This is a genomic window from Paraburkholderia denitrificans, assembly GCF_042655705.1.
GTDB lineage: Bacteria > Pseudomonadota > Gammaproteobacteria > Burkholderiales > Burkholderiaceae > Paraburkholderia > Paraburkholderia denitrificans.
The window spans coordinates 20,442-47,403 of record NZ_JBHSMP010000019.1; the positions used below are offsets into that span (position 1 = coordinate 20,442).

25 protein-coding genes and 1 tRNA gene are annotated in these 26,962 nt (G+C 62.7%); 1 reads left to right on the plus strand and 25 read right to left on the minus strand.

Translation table 11 applies throughout. The features are described from left to right. Positions 1-7: 7 nt before the first annotated feature. From ACFPTO_RS16175 to ACFPTO_RS16270, 20 genes are all read right to left on the minus strand, one after another. Positions 8-1,507, minus strand: coding sequence for an NADH-quinone oxidoreductase subunit M (locus ACFPTO_RS16175; protein ID WP_377712700.1), 1,500 nt, complete (start codon positions 1,505-1,507; stop codon positions 8-10). 15 nt (positions 1,508-1,522) lie between these two features. Beyond that, positions 1,523-3,574, minus strand: a complete 2,052-nt coding sequence (nuoL, locus tag ACFPTO_RS16180) for an NADH-quinone oxidoreductase subunit L (protein ID WP_377712702.1) — start codon at positions 3,572-3,574, stop codon at positions 1,523-1,525. Between the two features lie 11 nt (positions 3,575-3,585). After that, a complete protein-coding gene (gene nuoK / locus ACFPTO_RS16185; protein WP_006052894.1) occupies positions 3,586-3,891 on the minus strand; it encodes an NADH-quinone oxidoreductase subunit NuoK in 306 nt (101 codons plus the stop codon). Positions 3,892-3,909: 18 nt separating this feature from the next. Continuing rightward, the gene (locus ACFPTO_RS16190) at positions 3,910-4,566 is read right to left on the minus strand and encodes an NADH-quinone oxidoreductase subunit J (protein ID WP_296657505.1); all 657 of its coding nucleotides are present in this window, start codon (positions 4,564-4,566) and stop codon (positions 3,910-3,912) included. A 174-nt stretch (positions 4,567-4,740) separates the two neighbouring features. Further along, positions 4,741-5,229, minus strand: a complete 489-nt coding sequence (gene nuoI, locus ACFPTO_RS16195) for an NADH-quinone oxidoreductase subunit NuoI (protein WP_296657503.1) — start codon at positions 5,227-5,229, stop codon at positions 4,741-4,743. Between the two features lie 15 nt (positions 5,230-5,244). Further along, a complete protein-coding gene (nuoH, locus tag ACFPTO_RS16200) occupies positions 5,245-6,309 on the minus strand; it encodes an NADH-quinone oxidoreductase subunit NuoH (protein ID WP_377712705.1) in 1,065 nt (354 codons plus the stop codon). Then, on the minus strand, positions 6,310-8,643 hold the full coding sequence (gene nuoG, locus ACFPTO_RS16205) for an NADH-quinone oxidoreductase subunit NuoG (protein WP_377712707.1): 2,334 nt from the start codon (positions 8,641-8,643) through the stop codon (positions 6,310-6,312). Between the two features lie 108 nt (positions 8,644-8,751). Continuing rightward, complete coding sequence (gene nuoF, locus ACFPTO_RS16210) at positions 8,752-10,080, minus strand: NADH-quinone oxidoreductase subunit NuoF (protein WP_377712709.1); 1,329 nt, start codon at positions 10,078-10,080, stop codon at positions 8,752-8,754. Continuing rightward, positions 10,077-10,562 (minus strand): NADH-quinone oxidoreductase subunit NuoE, encoded by a 486-nt coding sequence (nuoE, locus tag ACFPTO_RS16215; protein WP_377712711.1) that lies wholly within the window; start codon positions 10,560-10,562, stop codon positions 10,077-10,079. The genes nuoF and nuoE overlap by 4 nt, the downstream gene beginning before the upstream one ends. A 142-nt stretch (positions 10,563-10,704) precedes the next feature. Beyond that, positions 10,705-11,958: an NADH-quinone oxidoreductase subunit D gene (locus tag ACFPTO_RS16220; protein ID WP_377712713.1), complete on the minus strand. Its 1,254-nt coding sequence runs from the start codon at positions 11,956-11,958 to the stop codon at positions 10,705-10,707. Positions 11,959-11,967: 9 nt separating this feature from the next. Continuing rightward, positions 11,968-12,573, minus strand: coding sequence for an NADH-quinone oxidoreductase subunit C (locus tag ACFPTO_RS16225; RefSeq protein ID WP_377712715.1), 606 nt, complete (start codon positions 12,571-12,573; stop codon positions 11,968-11,970). Between the two features lie 21 nt (positions 12,574-12,594). Then, positions 12,595-13,074 carry a NuoB/complex I 20 kDa subunit family protein gene (locus tag ACFPTO_RS16230; RefSeq protein WP_293039567.1) on the minus strand — a complete coding sequence of 160 codons (480 nt, stop codon included), beginning with the start codon at positions 13,072-13,074 and terminating at the stop codon, positions 12,595-12,597. A gap of 61 nt (positions 13,075-13,135) precedes the next feature. Then, on the minus strand, positions 13,136-13,495 hold the full coding sequence (locus ACFPTO_RS16235; RefSeq protein ID WP_377712717.1) for an NADH-quinone oxidoreductase subunit A: 360 nt from the start codon (positions 13,493-13,495) through the stop codon (positions 13,136-13,138). A 166-nt stretch (positions 13,496-13,661) separates the two neighbouring features. Next, positions 13,662-13,746: transfer RNA gene (locus tag ACFPTO_RS16240), tRNA-Leu, on the minus strand. Positions 13,747-13,860: 114 nt separating this feature from the next. Next, complete coding sequence (gene secG, locus ACFPTO_RS16245; protein ID WP_377712719.1) at positions 13,861-14,262, minus strand: preprotein translocase subunit SecG; 402 nt, start codon at positions 14,260-14,262, stop codon at positions 13,861-13,863. 108 nt (positions 14,263-14,370) lie between these two features. After that, positions 14,371-15,153, minus strand: a complete 783-nt coding sequence (gene tpiA / locus ACFPTO_RS16250) for a triose-phosphate isomerase (protein WP_377712721.1) — start codon at positions 15,151-15,153, stop codon at positions 14,371-14,373. 106 nt (positions 15,154-15,259) lie between these two features. Continuing rightward, on the minus strand, positions 15,260-16,276 hold the full coding sequence (locus ACFPTO_RS16255; RefSeq protein ID WP_377712723.1) for an NAD(P)H-quinone oxidoreductase: 1,017 nt from the start codon (positions 16,274-16,276) through the stop codon (positions 15,260-15,262). Positions 16,277-16,411: 135 nt separating this feature from the next. Beyond that, positions 16,412-18,562 carry a polyribonucleotide nucleotidyltransferase gene (gene pnp, locus ACFPTO_RS16260; protein WP_377712725.1) on the minus strand — a complete coding sequence of 717 codons (2,151 nt, stop codon included), beginning with the start codon at positions 18,560-18,562 and terminating at the stop codon, positions 16,412-16,414. 325 nt (positions 18,563-18,887) lie between these two features. Then, on the minus strand, positions 18,888-19,157 hold the full coding sequence (gene rpsO, locus ACFPTO_RS16265; RefSeq protein WP_293041694.1) for a 30S ribosomal protein S15: 270 nt from the start codon (positions 19,155-19,157) through the stop codon (positions 18,888-18,890). A gap of 218 nt (positions 19,158-19,375) precedes the next feature. Beyond that, positions 19,376-20,731: a branched-chain amino acid ABC transporter substrate-binding protein gene (locus ACFPTO_RS16270; RefSeq protein ID WP_377712727.1), complete on the minus strand. Its 1,356-nt coding sequence runs from the start codon at positions 20,729-20,731 to the stop codon at positions 19,376-19,378. A gap of 172 nt (positions 20,732-20,903) precedes the next feature. Between ACFPTO_RS16270 and ACFPTO_RS16275 the strand changes: the two genes are divergently transcribed. Further along, positions 20,904-21,461 carry a hypothetical protein gene (locus ACFPTO_RS16275; protein WP_377712729.1) on the plus strand — a complete coding sequence of 186 codons (558 nt, stop codon included), beginning with the start codon at positions 20,904-20,906 and terminating at the stop codon, positions 21,459-21,461. A 98-nt stretch (positions 21,462-21,559) separates the two neighbouring features. Here the strand turns inward: ACFPTO_RS16275 and ACFPTO_RS16280 are convergent, their stop codons facing one another. From ACFPTO_RS16280 to ilvN, 5 genes are all read right to left on the minus strand, one after another. Beyond that, the gene (locus tag ACFPTO_RS16280; RefSeq protein ID WP_377712731.1) at positions 21,560-23,110 is read right to left on the minus strand and encodes a 2-isopropylmalate synthase; all 1,551 of its coding nucleotides are present in this window, start codon (positions 23,108-23,110) and stop codon (positions 21,560-21,562) included. Positions 23,111-23,547: 437 nt separating this feature from the next. Next, positions 23,548-24,423, minus strand: coding sequence for a CDP-diacylglycerol--serine O-phosphatidyltransferase (gene pssA, locus ACFPTO_RS16285; RefSeq protein ID WP_377712733.1), 876 nt, complete (start codon positions 24,421-24,423; stop codon positions 23,548-23,550). Between the two features lie 11 nt (positions 24,424-24,434). Next, positions 24,435-25,088, minus strand: a complete 654-nt coding sequence (locus ACFPTO_RS16290; protein WP_377712735.1) for a phosphatidylserine decarboxylase — start codon at positions 25,086-25,088, stop codon at positions 24,435-24,437. Between the two features lie 169 nt (positions 25,089-25,257). Further along, positions 25,258-26,274, minus strand: coding sequence for a ketol-acid reductoisomerase (gene ilvC / locus ACFPTO_RS16295; protein WP_293041707.1), 1,017 nt, complete (start codon positions 26,272-26,274; stop codon positions 25,258-25,260). Positions 26,275-26,436: 162 nt separating this feature from the next. Next, complete coding sequence (gene ilvN / locus ACFPTO_RS16300) at positions 26,437-26,928, minus strand: acetolactate synthase small subunit (protein ID WP_377712736.1); 492 nt, start codon at positions 26,926-26,928, stop codon at positions 26,437-26,439. Between the last annotated feature and the right edge of the window lie 34 nt (positions 26,929-26,962).

Below are 26,962 nucleotides of genomic sequence, written 5' to 3' on the forward strand. Positions count from 1 at the left end.
CTCGACGTTACTGTGACAGCGGCAGTTTCGACACTGCAACATGGGAGAGGAGGTTATCCACGGAAACGTGCATCACATCGGTAAAGGGCTTCGGGTAGAGGCCCATGAAAAGCGTCATCAGTGCGAGCACACCCAGCACCAGATACTCACGGCAGCTGATGTCCTTCAGTTCGCGCACGTGGTCGTTCGCGATTGCACCGAAGTACACACGCTTGTACATCCACAACGTATAGGCCGCACCGAGAATCAGCGTGAACGCAGCGCCGAACCCGATCCAGAAGTTGAACTTCACGGCCGCGAGAATCACCATGAATTCGCCGACGAAACCCGAGGTTCCCGGCAGGCCGCAGTTGGCCATGGCGAACAGCATCGCGAATGCCGCGAACTTCGGCATCGTGTTGACCACACCGCCGTAATCGGCGATCTGGCGCGTATGCATGCGGTCGTACAGCACGCCGATACAAAGGAACATGGCGCCCGAAACGAAGCCGTGCGAGATCATCTGGACGATGCCGCCTTCCATCGCGAGCTTGCTCGACTCGCCGAACATAAAGAAGCCGAGCGTGACGAAACCCATGTGCGCAATCGATGAGTACGCAACCAGCTTCTTCATGTCGGCCTGCACCATCGCGACGAGACCGATGTAGATCACGGCGATCAGCGACAGCGTGATGATGACCGGCGCGAGATAGTGACTTGCGTCAGGCGCGATCGGCAGCGAGAAGCGCAGGAAACCGTACGCGCCGAGCTTCAGCATGATCGCGGCCAGCACGACGGAACCGCCCGTGGGCGCCTCGACGTGGGCGTCCGGCAACCACGTGTGGACCGGCCACATCGGCACCTTCACCGCGAACGCGAAGAAGAATGCGATGAATAGCAGGATCTGCGGCGTCATCGGGATCTTGGCTGCCTGCCACGTCGCGAGATCGAACGTGCCGGTTTCGCGGTACAGGTACAGCAGCGCGATCAGCATCAGCAGCGAGCCGGCCAGCGTGTACAGGAAGAACTTGAAGGCTGCGTACACGCGGTTCTGACCGCCCCACACGCCGATGATGATGTACATCGGGATCAGGGTTGCTTCGAAGAACACGTAGAACAGCATGCCATCGGCAGCGCTGAAAACGCCGACCATCAGCCCCGACAGGATCAGGAACGCGGCCATGTACTGCGCGACGTTCTTCGTGATGACCTGCCAGCCGGCCACCACCACGATGACGGTGATGAGCGCGGTCAGCACGACGAACCACATCGAGATGCCGTCGACGCCGAGGTGATACGTAATATTGAAACGATCGATCCAGGAGGACTTTTCAGCGAACTGGAGATCCGCTGTGCTCACGTCGAATCCCGAAATCAGCGGAATCGTGACGAGAAAGCCAAGCAAGGAGCCGATGAGCGCGAGCCAGCGGGCCGTGCCCGGGTTCCGGTCGGAACCCACTGCCAGAACCAGGACACCGAAAACGATCGGCAGCCAGATTGCGATACTAAGAATCGGATAAGCGTGCATGCAGTTTTCCTCGCCTCACTTGCCGCCGAGCGTTACAAACAGGGTCAGGAGCCCGAGCATACCTACGATCATCGCAAACGCGTAATGGTAGATGTAGCCGGATTGCAGGAAACGGATAACCGACGCAAACCATCCGATAAATTTCGCACTCCCGTTCACGACGCCGTCGATCACGACCACGTCGCCTTCTTTCCACAAACCACGGCCGATCGCCAACATGCCGCGCGCGAACACGACTTCGTTGATCTTGTCGAGGTAATACGCATTCGCGAGCAGCTTGTAGACCGGCGCGAATGTGCGTTGCACCACAGCCGGCAGGTCCGGGCGCTTCATATAGAAGAACCACGCGACCACGATGCCTGAGAGTGCGAGCCAGACCGGCACGCCCGAGAACGCATGCGCGCCCATGGCGACCCAGCCGTGGAATTCTTCAGCCATTTCGGCAAGACCCGCATGGTTCTGGCCGATGAAAATCACCTTGTCGAACGCGACGCCATGCTGGAAGTAGCTGCCGTACAGCAGCGGCTCGATGGCCCATGCACCGGCGATCACCGAAGGAATCGCGAGCAGGACGAGCGGCACCCAGACCACCCACGGCGACTCGTGCGGCACGTGCACATGGTGATGGCCGTGGTGGTCGTCATGGTCATGCTCGTGCGAGGCCGCTTCCGCGCCCATCGGCGAATCCGGGTGCTTCGGATGGCGGAAGCGCTCTTCGCCGTGGAACACGAGGAAGTACATACGGAACGAGTACAGCGCCGTCACGAACACGCTGGCGACCACCGCGAAGTACGCGAAGTCCGAGCCTGCGAGGTGCGAGACCTTCACTGCGTCGATGATCGAGTCTTTCGAGTAGAAGCCCGAGAAGAACGGCGTGCCGATCAGCGCGAGCGAACCGATGAGCGACGTGATCCAGGTGATCGGCATGTACTTGCGCAGACCGCCCATGTTGCGCATGTCCTGATCGTGGTGCATGCCCATGATGACCGAGCCCGCGCCGAGGAACAGCAGCGCCTTGAAGAACGCGTGCGTCATCAGGTGGAAGATCGCAACCGGGTACGCCGAGACGCCGAGCGCGACCGTCATGTAGCCGAGCTGCGAGAGCGTCGAGTACGCGACCACGCGCTTGATGTCGTTCTGGACGATGCCGAGGAAGCCCATGAAGAGCGCGGTGATCGCGCCGATCACGACGATGAACGACAGCGCTGCTTCGGAGAGTTCGAACAGCGGCGACATGCGCGCGACCATGAAGATACCGGCCGTCACCATGGTGGCGGCGTGGATCAGCGCGGAGATCGGCGTCGGGCCTTCCATCGAATCGGGCAGCCACACGTGCAGCGGGAACTGCGCCGACTTACCCATCGCGCCGATGAAGAGGCAGATACACGCGACCGTCATCATGTTCCAGGAGGTGCCCGGGAACGTCATCGCGGCGATGTCGTGGCCCTTCGTGAACACTTCGCTGTAGTTGAGCGAACCGCCGTACGCGAGCAGCAGGCCGATACCGAGCAGGAAGCCGAAGTCGCCCACGCGGTTCACGAGGAACGCCTTCATGTTCGCGTAGATCGCGCTTTCACGCTTGAAGTAGAAGCCGATCAGCAGGTAAGACACGAGACCCACTGCTTCCCAGCCGAAGAACAGCTGCAGGAAGTTGTTGCTCATCACGAGCATCAGCATCGAGAAGGTGAAGAGCGCGATGTACGAGAAGAAGCGCTGGTAGCCCTCTTCTTCCGCCATGTAGCCGATCGTGTAGACGTGCACCATCAGCGACACGAAGGTCACCACGCACATCATGAGCGCCGTGAGCGAGTCGACGAGGAAGCCAACCTCGAACTTCAGGTTGCCCACCGACATCCATTCGTAGATGGTGGCGTGAAAGCTCGCGCCGCCCAGCACGTCGAAGAACGTGATGCACGAGAGCACGAATGCAATCGCGACGCCGAGGATGGTGACCGTGTGCGCACCGGCGCGCCCGACCGCTTTGCCAAACAGACCGGCAATCATCGAACCGGCGAGCGGTGCGAGTGGAATCGCCAGCAACAGATTTTCGTTGAGTGTCGTTGCCATTACAGCCTGCCTTAACCTTTGAGCTGATCGAGATCCTCGACGTTGATCGTGTCGAGACTACGGAACAAGGTCACGAGAATAGCCAGACCAATCGCAGCTTCCGCAGCTGCGACGGTCAGTACGAAGAACACGAAGATCTGTCCGTGCACATCACCGAGGTAATGTGAGAACGCAACGAAGTTCGTGTTCACCGCCAGAAGCATCAGCTCAATCGCCATCAGGATGATGATGACGTTGCGGCGGTTGAGAAAAATGCCGACGATCGAGATCGCAAACAGGATCGCGCCGAGGACGAGATAGTGGGCAAGGGTCAACATAAGGTCTCTCTAGCGCGATCAGCTGTTGCTGCCGGTCGCATTTTCGTTCGCGACAGGCTCTTGCGGAAGTTCCTTCGCGGCGGGCATCTTCACGAGACGCACGCGGTCCTCGCGACGCACGCGGACCTGCTTCGAAACGTTTTGGCGCTTCGCGTCCTTCGGCTCACGCGCTGTCAGCGCAATCGCCGCGACGATAGCGACCAGCAGCACGAGGCCAGCCACTTCGAAGGCGAAGATGTAGTCGGTGTAAATAATCTTGCCGATCAGATGCGCGTTCGACAGCGCCGACGCTGCGGCGGCCGACGTATCGGGCACCGGCGTGGTCGTCGCGCCGTAACCGTGCCAGAGGATCAGCGCGGTTTCGATCACGATGATCGCGCCCACCACGGTCGCCACCGGCACGAAGCGTTTGATGTCGCGGTTCAGTACGTCGATGTTGATGTCCAGCATCATCACCACGAACAGGAACAGCACCATCACGGCGCCCACGTAGACGAGCACCAGCAGGATCGCGAGGAATTCCGCCTCCAGCAGCATCCAGATCGCAGCCGCGTTGAAGAACGCGAGAACGAGGAAAAGCGCCGACGCGACGGGGTTGCGCGACGTGATCACCTTCAGCGCTGACAACGTCAGCAGCAGCGCGAAGATGTAGAACAAGACGGTCGTGAATTCCATGATTACTGGTTCATCGTTGAGGCCATCGTGAGGCGGAGTGCGCGGTGCAAACTGGCGGCCAGACCAGAGTGCGCCGCGCCGCGGCGGTCAAGGTGCGGCGACACGCGGGCGGAAGGCACAAGCGTGTCCCGCTGTCCGGCCCGACCGCGGGCCGATGCAGCGTCAAACTGAAGATCAACGGTACGGTGCATCCGCTGCCTTGTTTGCTGCGATCTGTGCTTCGTAGCGATCGCCGACTGCCAGCAGCATGTCCTTCGTGAAATACAGATCGCCGCGCTTCTCGCCGTGATACTCGAGAATGTGCGTTTCGACGATCGAGTCGACCGGGCAGCTCTCTTCGCAGAAGCCGCAGAAGATGCACTTGGTCAGGTCGATGTCGTAGCGCGTCGTGCGGCGCGTGTTGTCCTCGCGCACTTCCGATTCGATCGTGATTGCGAGCGCGGGGCACACGGCCTCGCACAGCTTGCACGCGATGCAGCGCTCTTCGCCGTTTTCGTAGCGGCGCAGCGCATGCAGCCCGCGAAAACGCGGCGACATCGGGGTCTTTTCTTCCGGGAACTGCACCGTGAACTTGCGCTTGAACGCATAACGGCCGGTCAGCGCGAGCCCCTGCAGCAGCTCGGTCAGGAAGAACGTCTTGAAGAAGTTTTGGATAGCGTTCATGGTCTCGTCCGCCCTTTATTTCCAGATGCTCAGCGGCGACATGTACCAGAAGCCAACCACGATGAGCCACACGAGAGACACGGGAATAAACACCTTCCAGCCGAGACGCATGATCTGGTCATAGCGATAACGCGGGAACGTCGCGCGGGCCCAGATGAACATCGACAGCAGGAGGAAGACTTTCAGCACGAGCCAGAAGATGCCCGGGATGAAATCGAGGAAGCCGAACGGCGCGCTCCAGCCACCGAGGAACAGCACCGAAGCCAGCGCCGAAATCACGATCATGTTGATGTACTCGGCGAGGAAGAACAGCGCGAAGCCCATCCCCGAGTAGTCGATCATGTGACCTGCAACGATTTCCGATTCGCCTTCCACCACGTCGAACGGGTGGCGGTTCGTTTCAGCAATGCCCGAGATGAAGTAGATGACGAACATCGGCAGCAGCGGCAGCCAGTTCCACGAGAGGAACGTGATGCCCCAGCCTGCGAACATGCCGCGCATCTGGCCCTGGACGATGTCCGAGAGATTCAGGCTGCCCGACACCATCAGCACGATAACGAGCGCGAAACCCATCGCGATTTCGTACGACACCATCTGTGCCGCCGCGCGCATCGCGCCGAGGAACGCGTACTTCGAGTTCGAGGCCCAGCCCGCGAGAATCACGCCGTAGACGCCGACCGACGAGATCGCCATCACGTAGAGCAGACCCGCGTTGATGTTGCCGAGCACCGCGCCTGCCTGGAACGGGATCACCGCCCAGATCGCGAACGCCGGCACCACCACCATGATCGGCGCGATCATGTAAATCCAGCGGCTCGCCTGCGCCGGCTGAATCACTTCCTTGAGCAGCAACTTCAGCACGTCGGCAATCGGCTGCAGAAGACCTGCGGGACCGACGCGGTTCGGACCGAGACGCACGTGCATCCAGCCGATGAGCTTGCGCTCCCAGAGGATCAGGTACGCGACGCACAACAGGATCACCACTGCGACGACGAGAATGCGCACCAGCGCCCACACGGTGGGCCACGCCACGCCGAGCAGCTGGCTGCCGCCTGCATTGATCGTATCGAACAAGCTCATTTAGGCCTTCTCCACCAGCAGTTCACCGAACAGGCTGCCGAGCTGCGCACCCACCGGCGTCGCCGCCGACACGCGCACCACCGTCGGCGCTAGATTCGCGTCGCGCGTTGCGGGCGCGCTCACGGACAGCTCGCCCTGGCGCACGCGTACCGCGTCGCCTTCCTTCAGGCCCAGCTGATCGAAGAGCGCTGCCGGCAGGCCGACTGCATTCGCCACGCGGGCCGCCGCCGTGAGTTGCAGCGCATCGGCGCGGCGCACGAGCGGGTCGGCGTGATAGATCGGTACATCGGCGAGGCGTTCGAAGCTGCCCGCAGCTGCACGGGGCGCCGGACCCTTCGCGAGTTGCGCGCCGGTCTTGTTCGACAGACGCTGCTCGAAGTTGCCGTCGCCGAGCGCCTTGACGCGCACTTCTTCGGCCGTTTCGTACTCGAAGCCATGCGCGCCGAGCAGCGTGCCCAGCACGCGCAGCACCTTCCACGCCGGGCGCGTTTCGCCGAGCGGGCGCACGACGCCGTTGAAGCTCTGCACCGTGCCTTCGGCGTTCACGAACGTACCCGAGGTTTCGGTGTACGGCGCGATCGGCAGCAGCACGTCTGCGTACTCGAGACCGGTCTTGAACGGCGAGAACACCACGACCATTTCAGCCTGGCCGAGCGCTGCGCGCGCCGCGGCCGGGTTGGCCGTGTCGAATTCCGGCTCGACGTTCAGGAGCAGATAACCCTTGCGCGGCTGCTCGAACGCTTCGCGTGCGTTGAGGCCGCCGTTGCCGGGGAGCGCGCCCGCGAGGTGCGCGCCGACCGTGTTGCCCGCTTCCGTGAGGAAGCCGAGCTTCGCGCCGGTCGTATCGGCAATGAATTGCGCCGCAGCATGCAGACGCGAGAAATCAGGATGCTGAACGACCGCGTTGCCGAGCAGCACGAAACGGCGTTCGCCGCTTGCGAGCGAGGCCGCAACCTGCTTCGCGGCGTCGCTTGCCTGCACGCCCGCGAAGGCTTCCGGAACCGCAACGCCCTTCGCTTCGGCAACTGCAACCGCCACGCCTGCGAGTTCGTCGAACCAGGCCGACGGTGCAGCGACGATGCGCTTCGCGCTGGCGATCAGCGAGTTGTCGCCCGTGGCCTGCAGCAGCGTGATCTTCGCGCCGCCCTTCGCGGCCTGACGCAGACGCGCGGCGAACAGCGCGTGATCGCGGCGCAGGAACGAGCCGACCACGAACGCGGCGTCCGCGTAGGACAGATCGGCGATCTTCGTGCCGAGCCACGGCGTGCCGTTCAGCGGTGCCGAGAAGTCGCTCTGGCGCAGACGGAAGTCGATGTTCGGCGTGCCGATCGCATCGGCAAACTGCTTGAGCAGATAGAGTTCTTCAGTCGTGCTGTGCGGGCTCGCGAGTGCAGCGATGGCGTTTTCGCCGTGCTCGCTGCGAATGCCCTTGATGCCCTTCACGACATATTCGAGCGCAGCCTGCCAGTCGGTTTCAATCCACTGGCCGCCCTGCTTGATCATCGGGCGGGTCAGGCGCTCTTCGCTGTTCAGCGCTTCATACGAGAAGCGGTCCTTGTCCGAGATCCAGCATTCGTTGATGGCTTCGTTCTCGTGCGACAGCACGCGCATCACGCGGTTGTTCTTCACCTGCACGACGACGTTTGCACCGGTCGAATCGTGCGGGCTCACCGACTTGCGGCGCGACAGTTCCCACGAGCGGGCGCTGTAGCGGAACGGCTTGCTCGTGAGCGCGCCGACCGGGCACAGGTCGATCATGTTGCCCGAGAGTTCCGAGTCGACCGTCTTGCCGACGAACGACGTGATTTCCGAGTGTTCGCCGCGGCCGAGCATGCCGAGTTCCATCACGCCGGCGATTTCGTCGCCGAAGCGCACGCAGCGCGTGCAGTGAATGCAGCGCGACATCTCTTCCATCGAGATGAGCGGGCCGACATTCTTGTGGAACACCACGCGCTTTTCTTCGCTGTAGCGCGAAGCCGACTTGCCGTAGCCCACCGCGAGATCCTGCAGCTGGCACTCGCCGCCCTGATCGCAGATCGGGCAATCCAGCGGGTGGTTGATCAGCAGGAACTCCATCACGGACTGCTGTGCCGCGACGGCCTTCTCGGACGTCGTATGCACGATCATGCCCTGGGATACCGGCGTCGCGCACGCGGGCACGGCCTTCGGCATCTTCTCGACTTCGACAAGACACATCCGGCAGTTGGCCGCGATCGACAGCTTCTTGTGATAGCAGAAGTGCGGAATATAGGTGTCCACCCGCTGCGCAGCCTGGATCACCATGCTGCCCTCGGGCACCTCCACCTTCTTGCCGTCTATTTCAAGTTCAACCATGATGGTTAATCGTCCCTAACCTGTTACCGCTCGATGATTCACGGCGGTCTACCCCGTTGCTTCGTCCTGCGCGGTACCCGCCCAACGCACCTGCCCTTCGTTTCGCCCTCAGGCGGTCGCCGTCTCCGATGCCGTATGCGAACCGGCATGTCCGCCTACGAGGCAACGCTTGTGTTGCACGTGATATTCGAATTCGTCCCAGTAGTGCTTGAGCATGCCGCGCACCGGCATGGCCGCCGCATCGCCGAGCGCGCAGATCGTGCGGCCCATGATGTTGCCGGCGACCGAATTCAGCAGATCCAGATCTTCCTGGCGGCCCTCGCCGTGCTCGATGCGCTTCACGACGCGATACAGCCAGCCCGTGCCTTCGCGGCACGGCGTGCACTGGCCGCACGACTCTTCGAAATAGAAGTACGACAGACGCATGAGCGAGCGCACCATGCAGCGCGTTTCGTCCATGACGATGACCGCGCCCGAACCCAGCATCGAACCCGCCTTCGCGATCGAGTCGTAGTCCAGATCGGTCTGCATCATCAGATCGCCCGGAATGACCGGCGACGACGAACCGCCCGGAATCACGGCCTTGAGCTTCTTGCCGTCGCGCACGCCGCCGGCGAGTTCCATGAGCGTGGCGAACGGCGTGCCGAGCGGAACTTCGTAGTTGCCCGGACGCGCGATGTCGCCGCCGATCGAGAAAATCTTCGTGCCGCCGTTGTTCGGCTTGCCGAGTTCCATGTAGGCCTGCGGGCCGATGGCCAGCAGGAACGGCACCGCGGCGAACGTCTCGGTGTTGTTGATCGTGGTGGGCTTGCCGTAGATGCCGAAGCTCGCCGGGAACGGCGGCTTGAAGCGCGGCTGGCCCTTCTTGCCTTCGATCGATTCGAGCAGCGCGGTTTCTTCGCCGCAGATGTACGCGCCATAACCGTGGTGCGCGTGCAGCTGGAACGTGAAGTCCGTGCCGAGGATGTTGTCGCCGAGGTAGCCCGCCTGGCGCGCTTCTTCCAGCGCAGCCTCGAAGCGGCGATAGACCTCGAAGATCTCACCGTGGATGTAGTTGTAGCCGACGGTGATGCCCATCGCGTACGCGCCGATGGCCATGCCCTCGATCACCGAGTGCGGGTTCCAGCGCAGGATGTCGCGATCCTTGAACGTGCCGGGTTCGCCCTCGTCCGAATTGCACACGAGATACTTCTGGCCCGGGAACTGACGCGGCATGAAGCTCCACTTCAGGCCGGTCGGGAAGCCCGCGCCGCCGCGGCCGCGCAGACCCGACGCCTTGACGTCGGCGATCACCTGCTCGGGCGGGATTTTTTCTTCGAGAATACGGCGCAGCTGCTTGTAGCCGCCGCGCGCGACGTAGTCTTCGAGATGCCAGTTGTCGCCGTTCAGGCCGGCGAGAATCAGCGGTTTGATGTGACGGTCGTGCAGTGAGGTCATTTCGAAAGTTCCTCGAGCAGCTGGTCGATCTTCTCGCGGCTCATGAAGCTGCACATGCGATGGTTGTTCACGAGCATCACCGGTGCGTCGCCGCACGCGCCCATGCATTCGCCCTCTTTCAGGGTGAACATGCCGTCGGGGGTGGTTTCGCCGAAGCCGATACCGAGCTTCTGCTTCAGATACTCGGCAGCGCTTTCCGAGCCGCCGTCCGGGCCGAGCTGGCACGGCAGGTTCGTGCAGAGCGTGATCTTGTGCTTGCCTACCGGTTTCGTTTCGAACATCGTGTAGAACGTAGCGACTTCCTGGACTGCTACAGGCGGCATGCCAAGGTAGTCGGCGACGAACTGCATGAGTTCGGGCGACAGCCAGCCATGCTCTTCCTGAGCCACGGCCAGTGCCGCCATCACGGCAGACTGCTTCTTATCGGCGGGATACTTCGTCAACGCGCGATCGATTTCTTTCAGGCCTTCAGCTGAGATCATTTTCAGACACGACTCTTTCAATTCCTACCGAACGAAAACCTGCCGCGCATGCTGCATGACTGCGTGCTGCGACAGACGTGGCGTTCCCGGCATGTTGCGCGGCGCGCACCCGAGCCATCGGGGCGCGCCAGATGTTGCAGACTTAGCGATCGATCTCGCCGAACACGATGTCCTGTGTACCGATGATCGTCACCGCGTCGGCAATCATGTGGCCGCGCGCCATCTCGTCGAGTGACGAGAGGTGGGCATAGCCCGGTGCGCGGATTTTCAGACGATACGGCTTGTTTGCGCCATCCGACACCAGATAGATGCCGAACTCGCCCTTCGGATGCTCGACGGCGGCGTATGCTTCGCCTTCGGGCACATGGAAGCCTTCGGTGAAGAGCTTGAAGTGGTGAATCAGCTCTTCCATGTTCGACTTCATGTTCACGCGCGAGGGCGGCGCGACCTTGTAATTGTCAACCATCACAGGGCCGGGATTCTTGCGCAGCCACTCAATGCATTGTTTCGCGATACGCGTGGACTGGCGCATCTCTTCGACACGCACGAGATAGCGGTCGTAGCAGTCGCCGTTCACGCCAACCGGAATGTCGAAATCGATCCGGTCGTAGACTTCGTACGGCTGCTTCTTGCGCAGATCCCATTCGATGCCCGAACCGCGCAGCATCGCACCCGTGAGACCGAGCTGCAGTGCACGCTCGGGGCTCACGACGCCGATGCCGACGAGACGCTGCTTCCAGATGCGGTTGTCGGTCAGGAGCGTTTCGTACTCGTCGACGCAAACCGGGAAGCGCGTGAAGAAATCGTCGATGAAGTCGAGCACCGAACCCTCGCGGGCTTCGTTGAGCTTCGCGATCGCGCGCTCGTTGCGGATCTTCGATGCCTTGAATTTAGGCATCGTGTCGGGCAGGTCGCGATAAACGCCGCCCGGACGGTAGTAGGCAGCGTGCATGCGCGCGCCCGAGACCGCCTCGTAGACGTCCATCAGGTCTTCGCGCTCGCGGAACGCGTAGAGGAAGACCGCCATGGCGCCGACGTCGAGCCCGTGCGAGCCGATCCACATCAGGTGGTTCAGCACGCGGGTAATTTCGTCGAACAGAACGCGGATGTACTGCGCGCGCACCGGCACTTCGATGCCGAGCAGCTTTTCGATCGCGAGGACATAGCCGTGCTCGTTGACCATCATCGACACGTAGTCGAGACGATCCATGTACGGCACGGACTGGATGAACGTCTTGTTTTCGGCGAGCTTTTCGGTGGCGCGATGCAGGAGGCCGATATGCGGATCGGCGCGCTGGATCACTTCGCCATCGAGCTCGAGCACGAGGCGCAGCACACCGTGCGCTGCCGGGTGCTGCGGGCCGAAGTTGAGCGTGTAATTCTTGATCTCTGACATGCGACCCTCTTAGTGTCTCTTCAGACCGCCGTACTGATCCTCGCGGATCACACGCGGCGTGATTTCCCGCGGCTCGATGGTCACCGGCTGATAGACCACGCGCTTTTGCTCCGGGTCGTAACGCATTTCGACGTAACCCGAAACCGGGAAGTCCTTGCGGAACGGATGGCCGATGAAACCGTAATCGGTGAGAATCCGGCGCAGATCCGGGTGGCCTTCGAACACGATGCCATACAGATCGAACGCTTCACGCTCGTACCAGTTCGCGGAATTCCAGATCTCGACGAGCGACGGCACGATCGGCATGTCGTCGTCCGGCGCAAACACGCGCAGACGCAGACGCCAGTTGTTCGTAACGGAGAGCAGATGCGTCACGGCGGCGAAACGCTGGCCTTCCCAGGCACCGTCACCGTAGGTCTGATAGTCCACGCCGCACAGGTCGACGAGCTGCTCAAAACGCAGCGCGCGATTGTCCCGCAATTGCTTTGCGACGTACAGAGAATCGGCCGCCTTGACGACGAGGGTCAACTCGCCAAGCGCCTCGGTGAGGCTAACGATGCGCGCACCAAGGGCCGCTTCGAGGTTCGCTTTCAGGGTCTCGAGTTTGCTTGCCATATTGTGGGGAGGCTCGCGCCTTTATTGACGGGCGATGGTATTGGTGCGGCGGATCTTCGCCTGCAACTGGATGATCCCGTAGATCAGGGCTTCGGCAGTGGGCGGGCAGCCCGGCACGTACACGTCGACCGGCACAACGCGATCGCAGCCGCGCACGACCGAGTACGAATAGTGGTAATAGCCACCACCATTGGCGCACGAACCCATCGAGATCACCCAACGCGGCTCGGCCATCTGGTCGTAGACCTTGCGCAGCGCGGGCGCCATCTTGTTGCACAGCGTGCCGGCAACGATCATCACGTCGGACTGGCGCGGGCTCGGGCGGAACACCACCCCGAAGCGGTCGAGGTCATAGCGGGAAGCACCCGCCTGCATCATCTCCACCGCGCAACACGCAAGACCGAACGTCATCGGCCACAGCGAGCCCGTACGCGTCCAGTTGATCAGTTTGTCAGCCGTCGTGGTGACAAACCCCTCCTTCAACACCCCTTCGATACTCATGTGCTTTCCACTCCAGACGGACGACCATCCCGGCCACCCATGCTATCCGGCGATTAACCCATCATTCCCAGTCAAGACCGCCTTTCTTCCAGATGTAGGCAAAGCCCAGCAGGAATTCGAGCAGAAACACCATCATCGAAAGAAAACCGGGCCAGCCGATATCGCGCAGGGCAACGCCCCACGGAAACAGAAACGCGGTTTCGAGATCGAAGATGATGAAGAGAATGGCGACCAGGTAGTAGCGTACGTCGAACTTCATGCGCGCGTCTTCGAAGGCTTCGAAGCCGCACTCGTACGGCGAATTCTTTTCGCTATCTGGCCGATTGGGACCGAGGATCTTGCCGATGGTGACCAGCGCTATGCCCAGACCGATACCCACCAGGAGGAACAACAGGACGGGGAAATAGGCTGCGAGGTTCAAGGCTTTCCTCTATCGGTTAGTTCAGGGTTCCGCAGGCGCGCTTCGCGCTGCGGGCATCACTACACGTACACGTACCTGGCGCTGCAAACTAAAAACAAATACGGAACAGACGACAAAAAAATACCAGCCGGAGCTGAAGCAAGCGGCTGGTATTTTTAGATAACATTGGTGCCGACGGCGAGACTCGAACTCGCACAGCTTTCGCCACTACCCCCTCAAGATAGCGTGTCTACCAATTTCACCACGTCGGCACTACATGCAATCCGGGAGAACAATCTTATTTATGCCCGCGAATCGCTTCAAGACTTAAATTCTAACTTGTTTTCGAGATTTGTTCAACGCACAAAACAAGTTTTTCGAACAATTTATTTCGGCACTTCATTGCCTTGATTCGGCGCCGAAGCTGCAGCAGCAGCCGGAGTTGCAGCCGTCGCAGGCGAAGCAGCGACAGGTGCCGAAACGACCGGAGCCGAAGCTACAACCGGGGCAGGAGCCGAAGCACCAAGCACGCCCGCCGAAGGTTTGGCATGATACGAGCCGATGTAAGTTAATGCAAGAGTTGAAACAAAAAACACTGTTGCAAGAACTGCAGTCGTACGCGAAAGGAAATTCGCGGAGCCGCTCGCGCCGAACAGGCTGCCCGATGCGCCACTACCGAAAGCCGCGCCCATATCCGCGCCTTTGCCGTGCTGTAGCAACACGAGGCCGATCACCCCGAGCGCCGACAGAAGCTGAATGACGATCACCAACGTTTTCAAATACAGCATGACACTCACCTGAGTCCTTGTTGAGCACGCGTCTCAAGGTATCTGCAGTCACCTAAAGACACATTCATACGAAGCCTGCACGCCCCTGCGAAGAGCACGCGCGGGCTCTTAGCTCACGACATCCGCGCCCGCTCCAGCGGCCGCGCAAATCGCGAGAAAATCCCCTTCCTTCAACGACGCGCCGCCAATCAGGCCGCCGTCGATATCGGCTTGACGGAACAGCTCCGCCGCATTCTCCGGCTTCACGCTACCGCCATAGAGCAGCGGCACGTTAACGACCTGCGCGCCCTTGGCGGCAAGACGCGTACGCAAGAACGCGTGAACCTGCTGCGCCTGCTCCGAGCTTGCGCTCTTGCCGGTGCCGATGGCCCAAACGGGTTCGTAAGCCACGACGATGCGCGCCGCTTCGTCAACCGACAGCACGGCGAGCACCACATCGAGTTGCGCACCGACTACGCGCTCGGTCGCGCCGGATTCGCGCTCTTCGAGCGTCTCGCCCACGCAGACGATGGGCGTAAGCCCTGCCGCCAGCACGCGCTGCGCCTTCGCCGCAACGACCCCGGAGCTTTCGCCATGATAAGCGCGCCGCTCCGAGTGACCCACGATCGCATACGCGGCCTCGAAGTCGGCGATCATGCCCGCCGCAACTTCGCCGGTGAACGCGCCCTGCTCGTGCGCCGAGACATCCTGCGCGCCCCAGGCCACCCGGCTTCCGCCAAGCAGCGCCAGCGCCTGCGCAAGATACGGATGCGGCACGCACACGCCAACACCCACGCCGCGCGGCAATGCCTGCGCGCCGCGCGCGACGCCCTGCAATAGTGCTGCGTTGGCCGCGAGACGGCCGTGCATCTTCCAGTTACCGACTACAAGCTTGGATCGTTGATTCGACATTGTTTCGGTTGCCGTTAAAAGCGAGCGCAAAACGCACAATTTTACTTCGTCAAGCGGAAGCGGGTCAAACCGCGAGGAATGATCCGCGCGCCCGGCCGCGTAAAAGTCAAGCCTTTCGACCCCAATCGAGCACGATCTTGCCGACGTGCTCGCTGCTTTCCATCAGCGCATGCGCCTGCGCGGCCTGCTCCGCAGGGAACACGCGGAACACCACCGGCTTGATGCTGCCCGCTTCGATCAGCGGCCACACGCGCTCCTTCAGCTCCCGCGCGATGTTCGCCTTGAATTCAACCGGCCGCGCACGCAGCGTCGAGCCCGTGATCGTGAGGCGTCGCCGCAGAATCTCGTGCACGTTGACTTCGGCCTTCGATCCGCCGAGCGTCGCGATCAGCACGATGCGGCCGCCGTCCGCGAGCGCCGAAAGTTCGCGCGGCACATAGCCGCCGCCCACCATATCGAGGATCACGTCGACGCCGCGATTTTGCGTGAGCGCCTTCACGACTTCGACAAAATCTTCGCTGCGATAGTTGATCGCGCGTTCCGCACCCAGTTGTTCGCAGGCGCGGCACTTGTCGTCGGAGCCCGCGGTCGCGAACACCCGATAGCCGAGCGCGTGCGCCATCTGGATGGCCGTCACGCCGATGCCGCTCGAACCGCCCTGCACGAGCAGCGTCTCGTTCTCGCCGCCCTCGCCCGCACCGAGCTGCCCGCGCTGGAACACGTTGCTCCACACGGTGAAGAACGTTTCGGGCAACGAAGCGGCCTCGATATCGGAGAGCCCCGCCGGGACCGGCAGGCACTGGCCGAGCGGCGCCGCTGCATATTCGGCGTAGCCGCCGCCCGCGATCAGCGCGCATACGCGGTCGCCCATCTTCAGGCCAAACGGGTTGTTCTTCTCGTCGATCGTGCCGCCGACAATCTCGCCCGCGACTTCCAGCCCCGGCAGATCCGAAGTGCCCGGCGGCGGCGCATACGCGCCCTTGCGCTGGAACACGTCCGGCCGGTTCACACCCGACGCCGCGACCTTGATGAGCACCTCACCCGCTTTCGGTTCGGGCATCGCGCGCTCGGTCAGCTTGAGTACGTCCGGCGAACCGAATTCGGTGATCTCGACTGCGTTCATATCTCGTCTCCGTTTGTCCGGATGGTGCTGCGCACGCGGTGCATGCGCAAGGCCATCCAGGCACTGCTCCAGGCAACCCATCAGAAAAAACGGCCGGTGCGCATGCTGCGCCGCCGGCCGTTTCAGGCTGCCGCGTTACTGCTGCGGCTCGCCCTGCGGCGCACCGCCGCCATTGGCTGCTTCATTCAGCAGCGCCTTGGCCGACAGGCGCACGCGGCCCTTCTCGTCCGTCTGGATGACCTTGACCTTCACGATCTGGCCTTCCTTCAGATAGTCGTTGATGTCCTTGATGCGCTCGTTGGCGATCTCGGAAATGTGCAGCAGACCATCCTTGCCCGGCAGCAGGTTCACGATCGCGCCGAAGTCCAGCAGCTTGAGGACCGGACCCTCGTACACCTGGCCCACTTCGATTTCGGCCGTGATGTTCTCGATGCGCTTCTTCGCTTCGGCCATGCCTTCGCTCGACGTGCTCGCGATGGTCACGACGCCGTCGTCGGAGATGTCGATGGTCGTGCCGGTTTCTTCCGTCAGCGCGCGGATCACCGAACCGCCCTTGCCGATCACGTCGCGGATCTTCTCCGGATTGATCTTGATGGTGATCATGCGCGGTGCGAACGCCGACAGTTCCGTGTTCGCGCCCGAAACGGCCTCGGTCATCTTGCCGAGGATGTGCATGCGGCCTTCCTTCGCCTGGGCGAGCGCCACCTGCATGATTTCCTTGGTGATGCCCTGGATCTTGATGTCCATCTGCAGCGCCGTCACGCCTTCCGACGTACCGGCCACCTTGAAGTCCATGTCGCCGAGGTGATCTTCGTCGCCGAGAATATCGGTCAGCACCGCGAACTTGTTGCCTTCGAGGATCAGGCCCATCGCGATGCCCGCGACGTGCGCCTTCATCGGCACGCCGGCGTCCATCAGCGCGAGGCAGCCGCCGCACACCGATGCCATCGACGACGAACCGTTCGACTCGGTGATTTCCGAGACGACGCGGATCGAGTAGCCGAACTCTTCGGCGCTCGGCAGGCACGCGACGAGCGCGCGCTTCGCGAGACGGCCGTGGCCGATTTCACGACGCTTCGGCGAGCCGACGCGGCCCGTTTCGCCGGTCGCGAACGGGGGCATGTTGTAGTGGAGCATGAAGCGGTCGCGGTACTCGCCTTCGAGCGCGTCGATGATCTGCTCATCGCCCTTGGTGCCGAGCGTCGCGACGACGAGCGCCTGCGTTTCGCCGCGCGTGAAGAGCGCCGAGCCGTGCGTGCGCGGCAGAACGCCGGTGCGGATCTCGATCGGGCGCACCGTGCGCGTGTCGCGGCCGTCGATGCGCGGCTCGCCGTTCAGGATCTGCGAGCGGACGATCTTCGCTTCGAGATCGAACAGCACGTTGCCGACGCTCGCCTTGTCGGCGGCCGTCGTGCCCGCTGCCGCGGCGTCTTCCTCGAGCTTGGCCGACGTGGCTGCGTAGACTTCCTTCAGCTTGGCCGAGCGCTGCTGCTTGTCGCGCAGTTGATAGGCGGCGAGCAGTTCGTTGTAGGCGATGTCGGTGATGCGGGCGATCAGCGCTTCGTCCTTCGGCGCCGGTTGCCAGTCCCATTCGGGCTTGCCGCCGTCACGCACGAGTTCGTGGATCGCGTCGATGGCGGTCTGCATCTGCTCGTGGCCGAACACCACGGCGCCGAGCATCACGTCTTCCGGCAGCTGTTCCGCCTCCGATTCCACCATCAGCACTGCGCGCTCGGTACCGGCCACGACGAGGTCGAGGCTCGATTCCTTGATCTGCGCGCGCGTCGGGTTCAGCACGTATTCGTTGTTGAGGTAGCCGACGCGAGCCGCGCCAACCGGGCCGTTGAACGGCAGACCCGAGACGGCCAGCGCTGCCGACGCGCCGATCAGCGCGGGGATGTCAGCCGGGATTTCCGGGTTGATCGACAGCACGTGAATAACAACCTGCACTTCGTTGTAGAAGCCTTCCGGGAAGAGCGGGCGCAGCGGACGGTCGATCAGGCGCGAGATCAGCGTCTCGCCTTCGGACGGACGGCCTTCGCGGCGGAAGAAGCCGCCGGGGATCTTGCCGGCCGAATAGGTCTTTTCGATGTAGTCGACGGTCAGCGGAAAGAAATCCTGGCCGGGCTTGGCGGTCTTCGCGCCGACGACGGTGGCGAGCACGACGGTATCTTCGACATCGACGATGACGGCGCCGCCTGCCTGACGGGCGATTTCACCCGTTTCGAGGCGAACGTTATGCTGGCCCCATTTGAACTCTTTCACGACTTTGTTGAACATGGTCATGTCTGGTCACTCCTTACTCATTGTTATGCTGCGTGGCGCGCCGTGGGCGTGCGACACGGCAATACACGGACCGGCGCCGCGCAAGAAGAGGTGTGGTTATGCCATTCCAGCGAATCGCGCATGACGGCGCACCGACACGCGATCTGATGGAATGACACAAAGCTCTGCTTCGTGGTCCGGCCCCGCTGATACTGCAATTACGGTTATTACGACTTGTGCTGCATTGTGCTGCTCAACGGTGCGCATGATGCGAAGCGCGCCGTTCAAAAACAAAATGCCTGCATCAGCGAAACTGACACAGGCATCGTGCTGGAAGAACTTCCGGTTACTTGCGCAGACCCAGCTTCTCGATCAGCGAGCGGTAACGGTCAGCGTCCTTGCCCTTCAGGTAGTCGAGCAGCTTGCGGCGGCGGCTCACCATGCGCAGCAGACCGCGGCGGCTGTGGTGATCCTTCGCGTGCGACTTGAAGTGCGAGGTCAGTTCGTTGATACGCGACGTCAGGAGTGCAACCTGAACTTCGGGGGAACCCGTGTCGCCAGTGCCGCGCGCGAATTGCGCGACGATGTCGGACTTCTTGATATCTGCTACGGACATTTTGCTTTTCCTTTAAAACTAACGGGCGGTCACGGAAGAAAGGCCGTGCCGTGGGTTACGACGAAGCGCGTATTGTAGCACAAGCCCGATTTGCCGCGAACGCCGCGCCCCGGGCGGGGATTCGGGGCGGATTTGGCGGAAAGCAGGCACGGCGGACGGGCGCTCGCGGCCGGACTGCAAACCGGCCGCAAGCGCGCCCGCCGAGCCAGGAACAGCGCTCAGGGCCGCTTCATGCGGCACGTCATGGCAGGCGCGGTGCGCTGCGGAGGCAGCGCGAGCACGGTGCGAAAACCATATCCCGATCCCTCGTTGTCGAAGCGCACGCCCGGCGTGCCCGCCTTGTCCATCTGCATCACGTAAAGGGGCTGGATTATCTGATGATCGTCGGCGCGCACCCACATCGGATGGAAGCTGCTTTCGTCGCCCGTGAAGCGCATGCCTTCCAGCGCTTTCGCCACCGCAGCCGGGTCGGCGGAACCCGCGTTCGTCAGCGCCTGCCCGAGCATCTCGACGAGCATGACCATGCGCAGCACCGGATAGTCGTTCTGCGGCGCCGGAAAGCGCGCACGGAATATCGCGTACCAGGCGTCGGACGCCGCGCCGCCCACGTTCGGATGCCACTCGGCGACGGCAATCACGCGCTTCACGCCCGCCTCGCCCAGTGCCGCCGGTGCGCCGAGGCTGTTGCCATAGAACGTGTAGAACTTCGTGTCGAGGCCCTGCTCTCGCGCCGCCTTGACGAGCAACGCAAGGTCGTTGCCCCAGTTGCCGGTGATCACGGCATCCGCGCCCGATGCGCGAATCTTCGAGACGTACGGCGCAAAATCCTTCACGCGGCCAACCGGGTGGAATTCGTCGCCGACCACGGCGATATCGGGACGCTGCTTCGCGAGCGCCGCGCGTGCGAGCGCACTCACGTCGTGGCCGAAGCTGTAGTCCTGATTCAGCAGGTAAACCTTCTTGATCGACTGATCGGCGGCGATCACATCCGCAAGCGCGTCCATGCGCATGCCCGCATGGGCATCGAAGCGGAAGTGCCAGAAGCTGCAGTCCGCGCCGGTGAGTGCGGGATCGACGGCGGAGTAGTTGAGGAACAGCGCGCGATTGTCGGGATCGCGCACATTCTGACGATCGATCGCCTTCACGAGCGCAGCCGCCACCGCCGAGCTATTGCCCTGCAGGACGAAGCCGATATGGCGGTCGGCGGCGGCGCGCAACTGCATCAGCGCCGTCTCGGTGCTGCCCTTGCTGTCGAGCACGACGAGTTCGAGCGGATGACGCCCGTCGCGCAGCACGACACCACCGCGCGCGTTCACGCGCTCGACACCGAAACGCAGATTGCGCTCCACTGCGGCACCCGCATCGGCGAACGGGCCGGACATGCCCTCGATCAACGCGAGACGGACAGGCGCGAGCGTCGGCTGGCTGCCCGGCGCAGTGCCGGCCTGCTTCGGCTGTGCCGCCTGCGCCACTGCGCCCTTGGCCATCGCGAGGCCAAGGGCCAGCGCCCCCAGCAGCGCTGCCGCGCGGCCCCATCGTGAACTGCGTGAGCTTCGTTCACTTCGTGCTCTCATGCCCTCGTCCTCTTGCTCTCGTCGGTTCTCGATGATCCGAAGCGCGGATCATAGGTCGGCAAGCGCCGCCGCGGCAAGTCCGCTGGACACCCGTCGCACGCTGCACATTGCATGTCAAAATATCGACTCGACAATTACTGCGGTCGTCGGGACCTTGCCGTCGGCGAACTCCATGCTCAACCGTTTTCTTGCCACTGCCCTCGCACCCTGCCTCGCATCTTCACGGTCACGCGGCGCACGACGCGCGCTGGCTGCCGCCCTCGGCGCGCTCGCGCTCGCCGGCTGTGCGCAGCCGTGGACGCAGTTCCACACGGGCGACGACGCCCAGGCCGTGATCGCGCGCTTCGGCCCGCCGCGCGAAACCTACGACCTGCCCGACGGCGGCAAGCGCCTGATGTGGCCCACCCAGCCGATGGGCGAAACCACCGTCGCCGCCGATGTCGACAGCCACGGCAAGGTCGTCAACGTGCGCCAGGTGCTGGAGGACAACGCGTTCTACCGCGCCGAGATCGGCAAGTGGACGCGCGCCGACGTGCTCGTGAACTTCGGCCGCCCGATGGAGACGTCGTATTTCCCGTTGATGAAGCGTGAAGTGTGGACCTATCGCTATCTGGAAACGGGCGTCTGGTACATGCTCTACAGCTTCTACTTCGACGACAACGGCATCCTGCGCCTCACGCAAAAGACGCCCGATCCGCTGCACGACCCGGATCGCCGCAACATGTTCTGAGCTGCTACGCGGTACAAGACGCCACAAACAGGACAGCACAAAGATAAAACCCCCGCGCTCCTGCGAGCGCGGGGGTTTTGCGTTGTGGAGCCTGCCGCTTACGAACGCTGCGGATTGAGCTTGTCGCTGTCCGACGAGTACAGCTTGTTCAGCGCCGCGATATACGCCTTCGCCGAAGCGGCGACGATGTCCGGATCGGTGCCGACGCCGTTCACGATGCGCCCCGCCTTCGACAGACGCACCGTCACTTCGCCCTGCGCCTGCGTACCGGTCGTGATCGCGTTCACCGAATAGAGCAGCAGTTCCGAGCCGCTGCCCACTTCGGTTTCGATGGCGTTCAGCGTGGCGTCCACGGGGCCGTTGCCCGCGGCTTCGCCCGTGACTTCCTTGCCGTCGGCCGAGAACACGACACGTGCGTGCGGACGCTCGCCCGTCTCCGAGTGCTGCGCGAGCGAGATGAACTTGTAGTGTTCCTTCTCGTGCGCTTGCGCCGATTCCTCGGTGACGATCGCGATGATGTCTTCGTCGAAGATTTCTGCCTTGCGGTCGGCGAGTTCCTTGAAGCGCGCGAATGCCTGGTTCAGCTCGCCTTCGCTGTCGAGCTGGATGCCCAGTTCCTGCAGACGCTGCTTGAACGCGTTGCGGCCCGAGAGCTTGCCGAGCACGATCTTGTTCGCGCTCCAGCCCACGTCTTCCGCGCGCATGATTTCGTAGGTATCGCGCGCCTTGAGCACGCCGTCCTGGTGGATGCCCGACGCGTGCGCAAACGCGTTCGCGCCGACCACCGCCTTGTTCGGCTGCACGACGAAACCGGTGATCTGCGAGACGAGCTTCGATGCCGGCACGATCTGCGTGGTGTCGATGCCGAGGTCGAGGCCGAAGTAATCCTTGCGGGTCTTCACGGCCATCACGATTTCTTCGAGCGACGTATTGCCCGCACGCTCGCCCAGACCGTTGATCGTGCACTCGACCTGGCGCGCGCCGCCCGTGTGCACGCCAGCCAGCGAATTCGCCACCGCCATGCCGAGGTCGTTGTGGCAGTGCACCGAGAACACCGCCTTGTCGGAGTTCGGGATGCGCTCGCGCAGCGTCTTCACGAGGTTGCCGTAGAGTTCGGGCACGCCGTAGCCGACCGTATCCGCGATGTTGATCGTGGTCGCGCCTTCATTGATGACGGCTTCCAGCACGCGGCACAGGAAATCCATGTCCGAGCGGCTGCCGTCTTCCGGCGAGAACTCCACGTCGTTGGTGAACTTGCGCGCGAAGCGCACGGCGAGCTTCGCCTGCTCCAGCACCTGCTCCGGCGACATGCGCAGCTTCTTCTCCATGTGCAGCGGCGAAGTGGCGATGAACGTGTGGATGCGGAAGTGATCGGCGGGTTTGAGCGCGTCGGCGGCGCGCTGGATGTCCTTGTCGTTCGCACGGGCGAGCGAGCAGACCGTGCTGTCCTTCACCAGACCGGCAATCGTGTGGATCGCGTCGAAGTCGCCGTTCGAACTGGCGGCGAAGCCCGCTTCGATCACGTCGACCCTCATGCGCTCGAGTTGCTTCGCGATGCGGATTTTCTCTTCCTTCGTCATCGACGCACCGGGCGACTGCTCGCCGTCGCGCAACGTCGTATCGAAGATGATGAGCTTGTCTGCTGCCATTTCGTGTCTCCAGGGGGAACTTGTTCAGTGTCTACAAACGGAATTCGGGTGTTCGCGCCACCGTTGGCGACGCTGACAATGAACGAAGCGGACGGAGGGCGAGCGGGATCAGCGCGGCAGGCGCGCTAGCGCTAGTGCACGTAGCGGCGCACCGGCTTGAAGAGAAAAGAGGGGGAACTGGATCGTTACCATGCCGGCGACTATAGCGGGATTCCGTCGATAGCGCAATTGGCGCCACCCCGCAGCGCAGAGCGCTTGCGACCTCGCGTGGCCTCGCACTCGACGCCGCGCCATACCACGCCACACCACACGATACGGCGCAAAACGCAGGTGCAAAACGCGGGCGCAAAACACAGACACCAAAAGAATGGGGCCGCATGGAAGCGGCCCCAAGTAATCACGGCGGGCGGCGCGGTTGCCCGCTTACCGCCTGGCGGCTAGCGCTCGCGCGGTGACGAGCGCGCGGGGTTGCTGCGGCCGCGCATCGCCTGGTAGGCCCAGAACACGTAGCCGGAGAGGCCGTAGAGCACGAACAGGCAGAACAGCATGAGCGGCGGATCGGACGATACGAGCACGAACGCCATGACGACGAGCAGGATCGCGGCGAACGGCACGCGGTGGCGCACGTCGAGCGCCTTGCCGCTGTAAAACGGCGCATTCGACACCATGGTCACGCCCGCATAGATCGTCAGCACGAACGCGACCCACGGCAGCCACGAGAGCTTGACGGGCACACGGTTGTCGGTGGCGAGCCACACGAAGCCGGCGATCAGCGCCGCCGCCGCCGGGCTCGGCAAGCCCTGAAAGTAGCGCTTGTCGACCACGCCGATGTTCGTATTGAAACGTGCGAGCCGCAGCGCGGCACCCGAGCAGTAGACGAACGCCGCAAGCCAGCCCCAGCGCCCGAGATCCTTGAGCACCCACTCGTACATCACGAGTGCGGGCGCGACGCCGAACGAAACCATGTCCGAGAGGCTGTCGAACTGCTCGCCGAATGCGCTCTGCGAGTGCGTCATGCGCGCGACGCGGCCATCCATACCGTCGAGCACCATCGCCACGAAGATCGCGATGGCCGCGATCTCGAAGCGCACGTTCATCGCCTGCACGACGGCGAAGAAGCCGCAGAACAGCGCGGCGGTCGTGAACGCGTTGGGCAGCAGATAGATGCCGCGCTTTCTGAGGAACTGCTGGCGCGCGGCACGGCGGGTCGCGGCGACGCCTACCTGCTCCTGCACAGCCTTGTTGCGCCGAAACGGCCGCGGCAACGACGAGCCGGCGCTATTGCGGGGACGACGCGATTTGAATCCGGCCATCGCACCCCTCCTTAAGCCGATTGTGTTTGTAGTTCGGCGAGGATCGTCGACGAGGCAGACACCTTCTCGCCGATCGATACGCGCGGGCGGCTGCCCAGCGGCAGGTACACGTCGACGCGCGAGCCAAAGCGGATGAAGCCGTAGCGCTGGCCGCGCATGAGCGGCTCGCCCGAGCGCACGTAGCACAGAATGCGGCGCGCGATGAGACCGGCGATCTGCACGGAGGTCACCACCGTGCCGTCGGCCATCGTGAGGACGACGGCGTTGCGCTCGTTCTCGGTGGAAGCCTTGTCGATCGCGGCGTTCAGATACGAGCCCGGGAAGTACTCGACCTTGGCGACGGCGCCGTCCACGGGCGAGCGTTGCGAATGGACGTTGAAGACGTTCATGAACACGCTGATTTTCAGCGCTTCACGGTTTGCATACGGATCGTGCGCGGTCTCGACGGCGACGATGCGGCCATCGGCGGGACACAGGACGGCATTGGCCTGCTGCGGAATGGGCCGCGGCGGATCGCGGAAGAACTGGACGACGAAGATGAGGATCAGCCAGAACGGCCACGCGAGCCCGAACCCTGCGATTGCCTGGATCAAGAGCACCACGACGGCCGCAATGGCGATGAACGGCCAGCCTTCGCGGGCGATGATCGGATGAGGGTAATTCATATTGGCTTCGGTATTTTTTCGAAAACCGTAGGATAGCAAAAGCCGCCCTGGGTTCATCCCCACCTGGGCGGCTTTTGTTGATGCTTGCCACGGCGCGGCGGCGGCATGAATGCCTGTCCGCACGCGCCGCTGGAGTGGCAAATCAGCGGCAAATAAGCAGCGAGCGCGCTTAGTTCTTCGACTGGTCGACGAGCTTGTTCTTCGCGATCCACGGCATCATCGCGCGCAGCTTCGCACCGACCGTTTCGATCTGGTGCTCGGCGCCAAGGCGGCGGCGCGACTGCAGCGTCGGCGCACCGGCCTTGTTTTCGAGGATGAAGCTCTTCGCGTATTCGCCGGTCTGGATGTCCTTCAGGACTTCCTTCATGACCTTCTTCGTTTCGGCGGTGATGACGCGCGGACCCGTCACGTACTCGCCGTACTCGGCGTTGTTCGAGATCGAGTAGTTCATGTTCGCGATGCCGCCTTCGTAGATCAGGTCGACGATCAGCTTGAGCTCGTGCAGGCACTCGAAGTACGCCATTTCCGGCGCGTAGCCCGCTTCAACCAGCGTTTCGAAGCCGGCCTTGATCAGGTCGACCGTACCGCCGCACAGCACGGCCTGCTCGCCGAACAGGTCGGTTTCGGTCTCTTCGCGGAAGTTCGTTTCGATGATGCCGGCACGGCCGCCGCCGTTTGCCGCAGCGTACGACAGCGCGATGTCACGCGCTGCGCCCGACTTGTCCTGGTGGACGGCGATCAGATGGGGAACGCCGCCGCCTTGCGAGTAGGTGCCGCGAACCGTGTGGCCGGGGGCCTTCGGCGCGATCATGATGACGTCGAGGTCGGCGCGCGGGATCACCTGGCCGTAGTGGACGTTGAAGCCGTGCGCGAACGCGAGCGCGGCGCCTTGCTTCAGGTTTGCGTGGACTTCCTTCGCATAGACGTCGGCGATCTGCTCGTCCGGCAGCAGCATCATCACGACGTCGGCGTTCTTGACGGCTTCGGCGACTTCCTTGACCGTGAGGCCGGCGGTCTCAGCCTTGCTCCACGAAGCGCCGCCGCGGCGCAGGCCGACGGTGACATTCACGCCGCTGTCCTTCAGGTTCAGTGCGTGCGCGTGGCCTTGCGAACCGTAACCGATGATGGTGACCTGCTTGCCCTTGATGAGGGAGAGGTCGGCGTCCTTGTCGTAAAAAACTTTCATGTCTGTTCCCTGGCGATATGCAAAAAATGGAGAGTTCCGGTACTGCTTTACGTAAGCGGCGTTTAGCTGCGCCGGGCGCGCTCTTGTTTTAACGTTAAGCGCCGCGCCCGGCCGGGTTCCGGCGGTCGATCGTCGAACTGGATCGACGCATGCTGCCGGGCGTCACACCTTCAGAATGCGCTCGCCGCGTCCGATGCCCGAGCCGCCCGTGCGGACGGTTTCGAGAATCGCCGTGGAGTCGATTGCCTCGATGAACGCGTCGAGCTTCTCGCTCGCCCCCGTCAGTTCGATCGTGTAAGTCTTTTCGGTAACGTCGATGATGCGGCCGCGGAAAATATCCGCCATCCGTTTCATCTCCTCGCGTTCCTTGCCGACCGCCCGAACCTTGATCAGCATCAGCTCACGCTCGATGTGGGCGCCCTCGGTCAGGTCGACCACTTTCACCACCTCGATCAGGCGGTTCAGATGCTTCGTGATCTGTTCGATCACGTCGTCAGAGCCAACGGAAACGATGGTCATGCGTGACAGCGACCGGTCTTCGGTCGGCGCCACGGTCAAGGTTTCAATGTTGTAGCCGCGTGCGGAGAAGAGTCCGACCACGCGCGACAGCGCGCCCGGCTCGTTTTCCAGCAAAACGGAAATAATGTGTCTCATGATGTGTTCCGCGATTTATCCAGTTTGAGCGTGG

What these genes read in the sequence shown, in the direction of transcription:
- ACFPTO_RS16175 (WP_377712700.1), bottom strand. Translation starts at nt 1,507, where the DNA reads ATGCACGCTTATCCGATTCTTAGTATCGCAATCTGGCTGCCGATCGTT.
- nuoL (WP_377712702.1), bottom strand. Translation starts at nt 3,574, where the DNA reads ATGGCAACGACACTCAACGAAAATCTGTTGCTGGCGATTCCACTCGCA.
- nuoK (WP_006052894.1), bottom strand. Translation starts at nt 3,891, where the DNA reads ATGTTGACCCTTGCCCACTATCTCGTCCTCGGCGCGATCCTGTTTGCG.
- ACFPTO_RS16190 (WP_296657505.1), bottom strand. Translation starts at nt 4,566, where the DNA reads ATGGAATTCACGACCGTCTTGTTCTACATCTTCGCGCTGCTGCTGACG.
- nuoI (WP_296657503.1), bottom strand. Translation starts at nt 5,229, where the DNA reads ATGAACGCTATCCAAAACTTCTTCAAGACGTTCTTCCTGACCGAGCTG.
- nuoH (WP_377712705.1), bottom strand. Translation starts at nt 6,309, where the DNA reads ATGAGCTTGTTCGATACGATCAATGCAGGCGGCAGCCAGCTGCTCGGC.
- nuoG (WP_377712707.1), bottom strand. Translation starts at nt 8,643, where the DNA reads ATGGTTGAACTTGAAATAGACGGCAAGAAGGTGGAGGTGCCCGAGGGC.
- nuoF (WP_377712709.1), bottom strand. Translation starts at nt 10,080, where the DNA reads ATGACCTCACTGCACGACCGTCACATCAAACCGCTGATTCTCGCCGGC.
- nuoE (WP_377712711.1), bottom strand. Translation starts at nt 10,562, where the DNA reads ATGATCTCAGCTGAAGGCCTGAAAGAAATCGATCGCGCGTTGACGAAG.
- ACFPTO_RS16220 (WP_377712713.1), bottom strand. Translation starts at nt 11,958, where the DNA reads ATGTCAGAGATCAAGAATTACACGCTCAACTTCGGCCCGCAGCACCCG.
- ACFPTO_RS16225 (WP_377712715.1), bottom strand. Translation starts at nt 12,573, where the DNA reads ATGGCAAGCAAACTCGAGACCCTGAAAGCGAACCTCGAAGCGGCCCTT.
- ACFPTO_RS16230 (WP_293039567.1), bottom strand. Translation starts at nt 13,074, where the DNA reads ATGAGTATCGAAGGGGTGTTGAAGGAGGGGTTTGTCACCACGACGGCT.
- secG (WP_377712719.1), bottom strand. Translation starts at nt 14,262, where the DNA reads ATGCTGTATTTGAAAACGTTGGTGATCGTCATTCAGCTTCTGTCGGCG.
- tpiA (WP_377712721.1), bottom strand. Translation starts at nt 15,153, where the DNA reads ATGTCGAATCAACGATCCAAGCTTGTAGTCGGTAACTGGAAGATGCAC.
- ACFPTO_RS16255 (WP_377712723.1), bottom strand. Translation starts at nt 16,276, where the DNA reads ATGAACGCAGTCGAGATCACCGAATTCGGTTCGCCGGACGTACTCAAG.
- pnp (WP_377712725.1), bottom strand. Translation starts at nt 18,562, where the DNA reads ATGACCATGTTCAACAAAGTCGTGAAAGAGTTCAAATGGGGCCAGCAT.
- rpsO (WP_293041694.1), bottom strand. Translation starts at nt 19,157, where the DNA reads ATGTCCGTAGCAGATATCAAGAAGTCCGACATCGTCGCGCAATTCGCG.
- ACFPTO_RS16270 (WP_377712727.1), bottom strand. Translation starts at nt 20,731, where the DNA reads ATGAGAGCACGAAGTGAACGAAGCTCACGCAGTTCACGATGGGGCCGC.
- ACFPTO_RS16275 (WP_377712729.1), top strand. Translation starts at nt 20,904, where the DNA reads ATGCTCAACCGTTTTCTTGCCACTGCCCTCGCACCCTGCCTCGCATCT.
- ACFPTO_RS16280 (WP_377712731.1), bottom strand. Translation starts at nt 23,110, where the DNA reads ATGGCAGCAGACAAGCTCATCATCTTCGATACGACGTTGCGCGACGGC.
- pssA (WP_377712733.1), bottom strand. Translation starts at nt 24,423, where the DNA reads ATGGCCGGATTCAAATCGCGTCGTCCCCGCAATAGCGCCGGCTCGTCG.
- ACFPTO_RS16290 (WP_377712735.1), bottom strand. Translation starts at nt 25,088, where the DNA reads ATGAATTACCCTCATCCGATCATCGCCCGCGAAGGCTGGCCGTTCATC.
- ilvC (WP_293041707.1), bottom strand. Translation starts at nt 26,274, where the DNA reads ATGAAAGTTTTTTACGACAAGGACGCCGACCTCTCCCTCATCAAGGGC.
- ilvN (WP_377712736.1), bottom strand. Translation starts at nt 26,928, where the DNA reads ATGAGACACATTATTTCCGTTTTGCTGGAAAACGAGCCGGGCGCGCTG.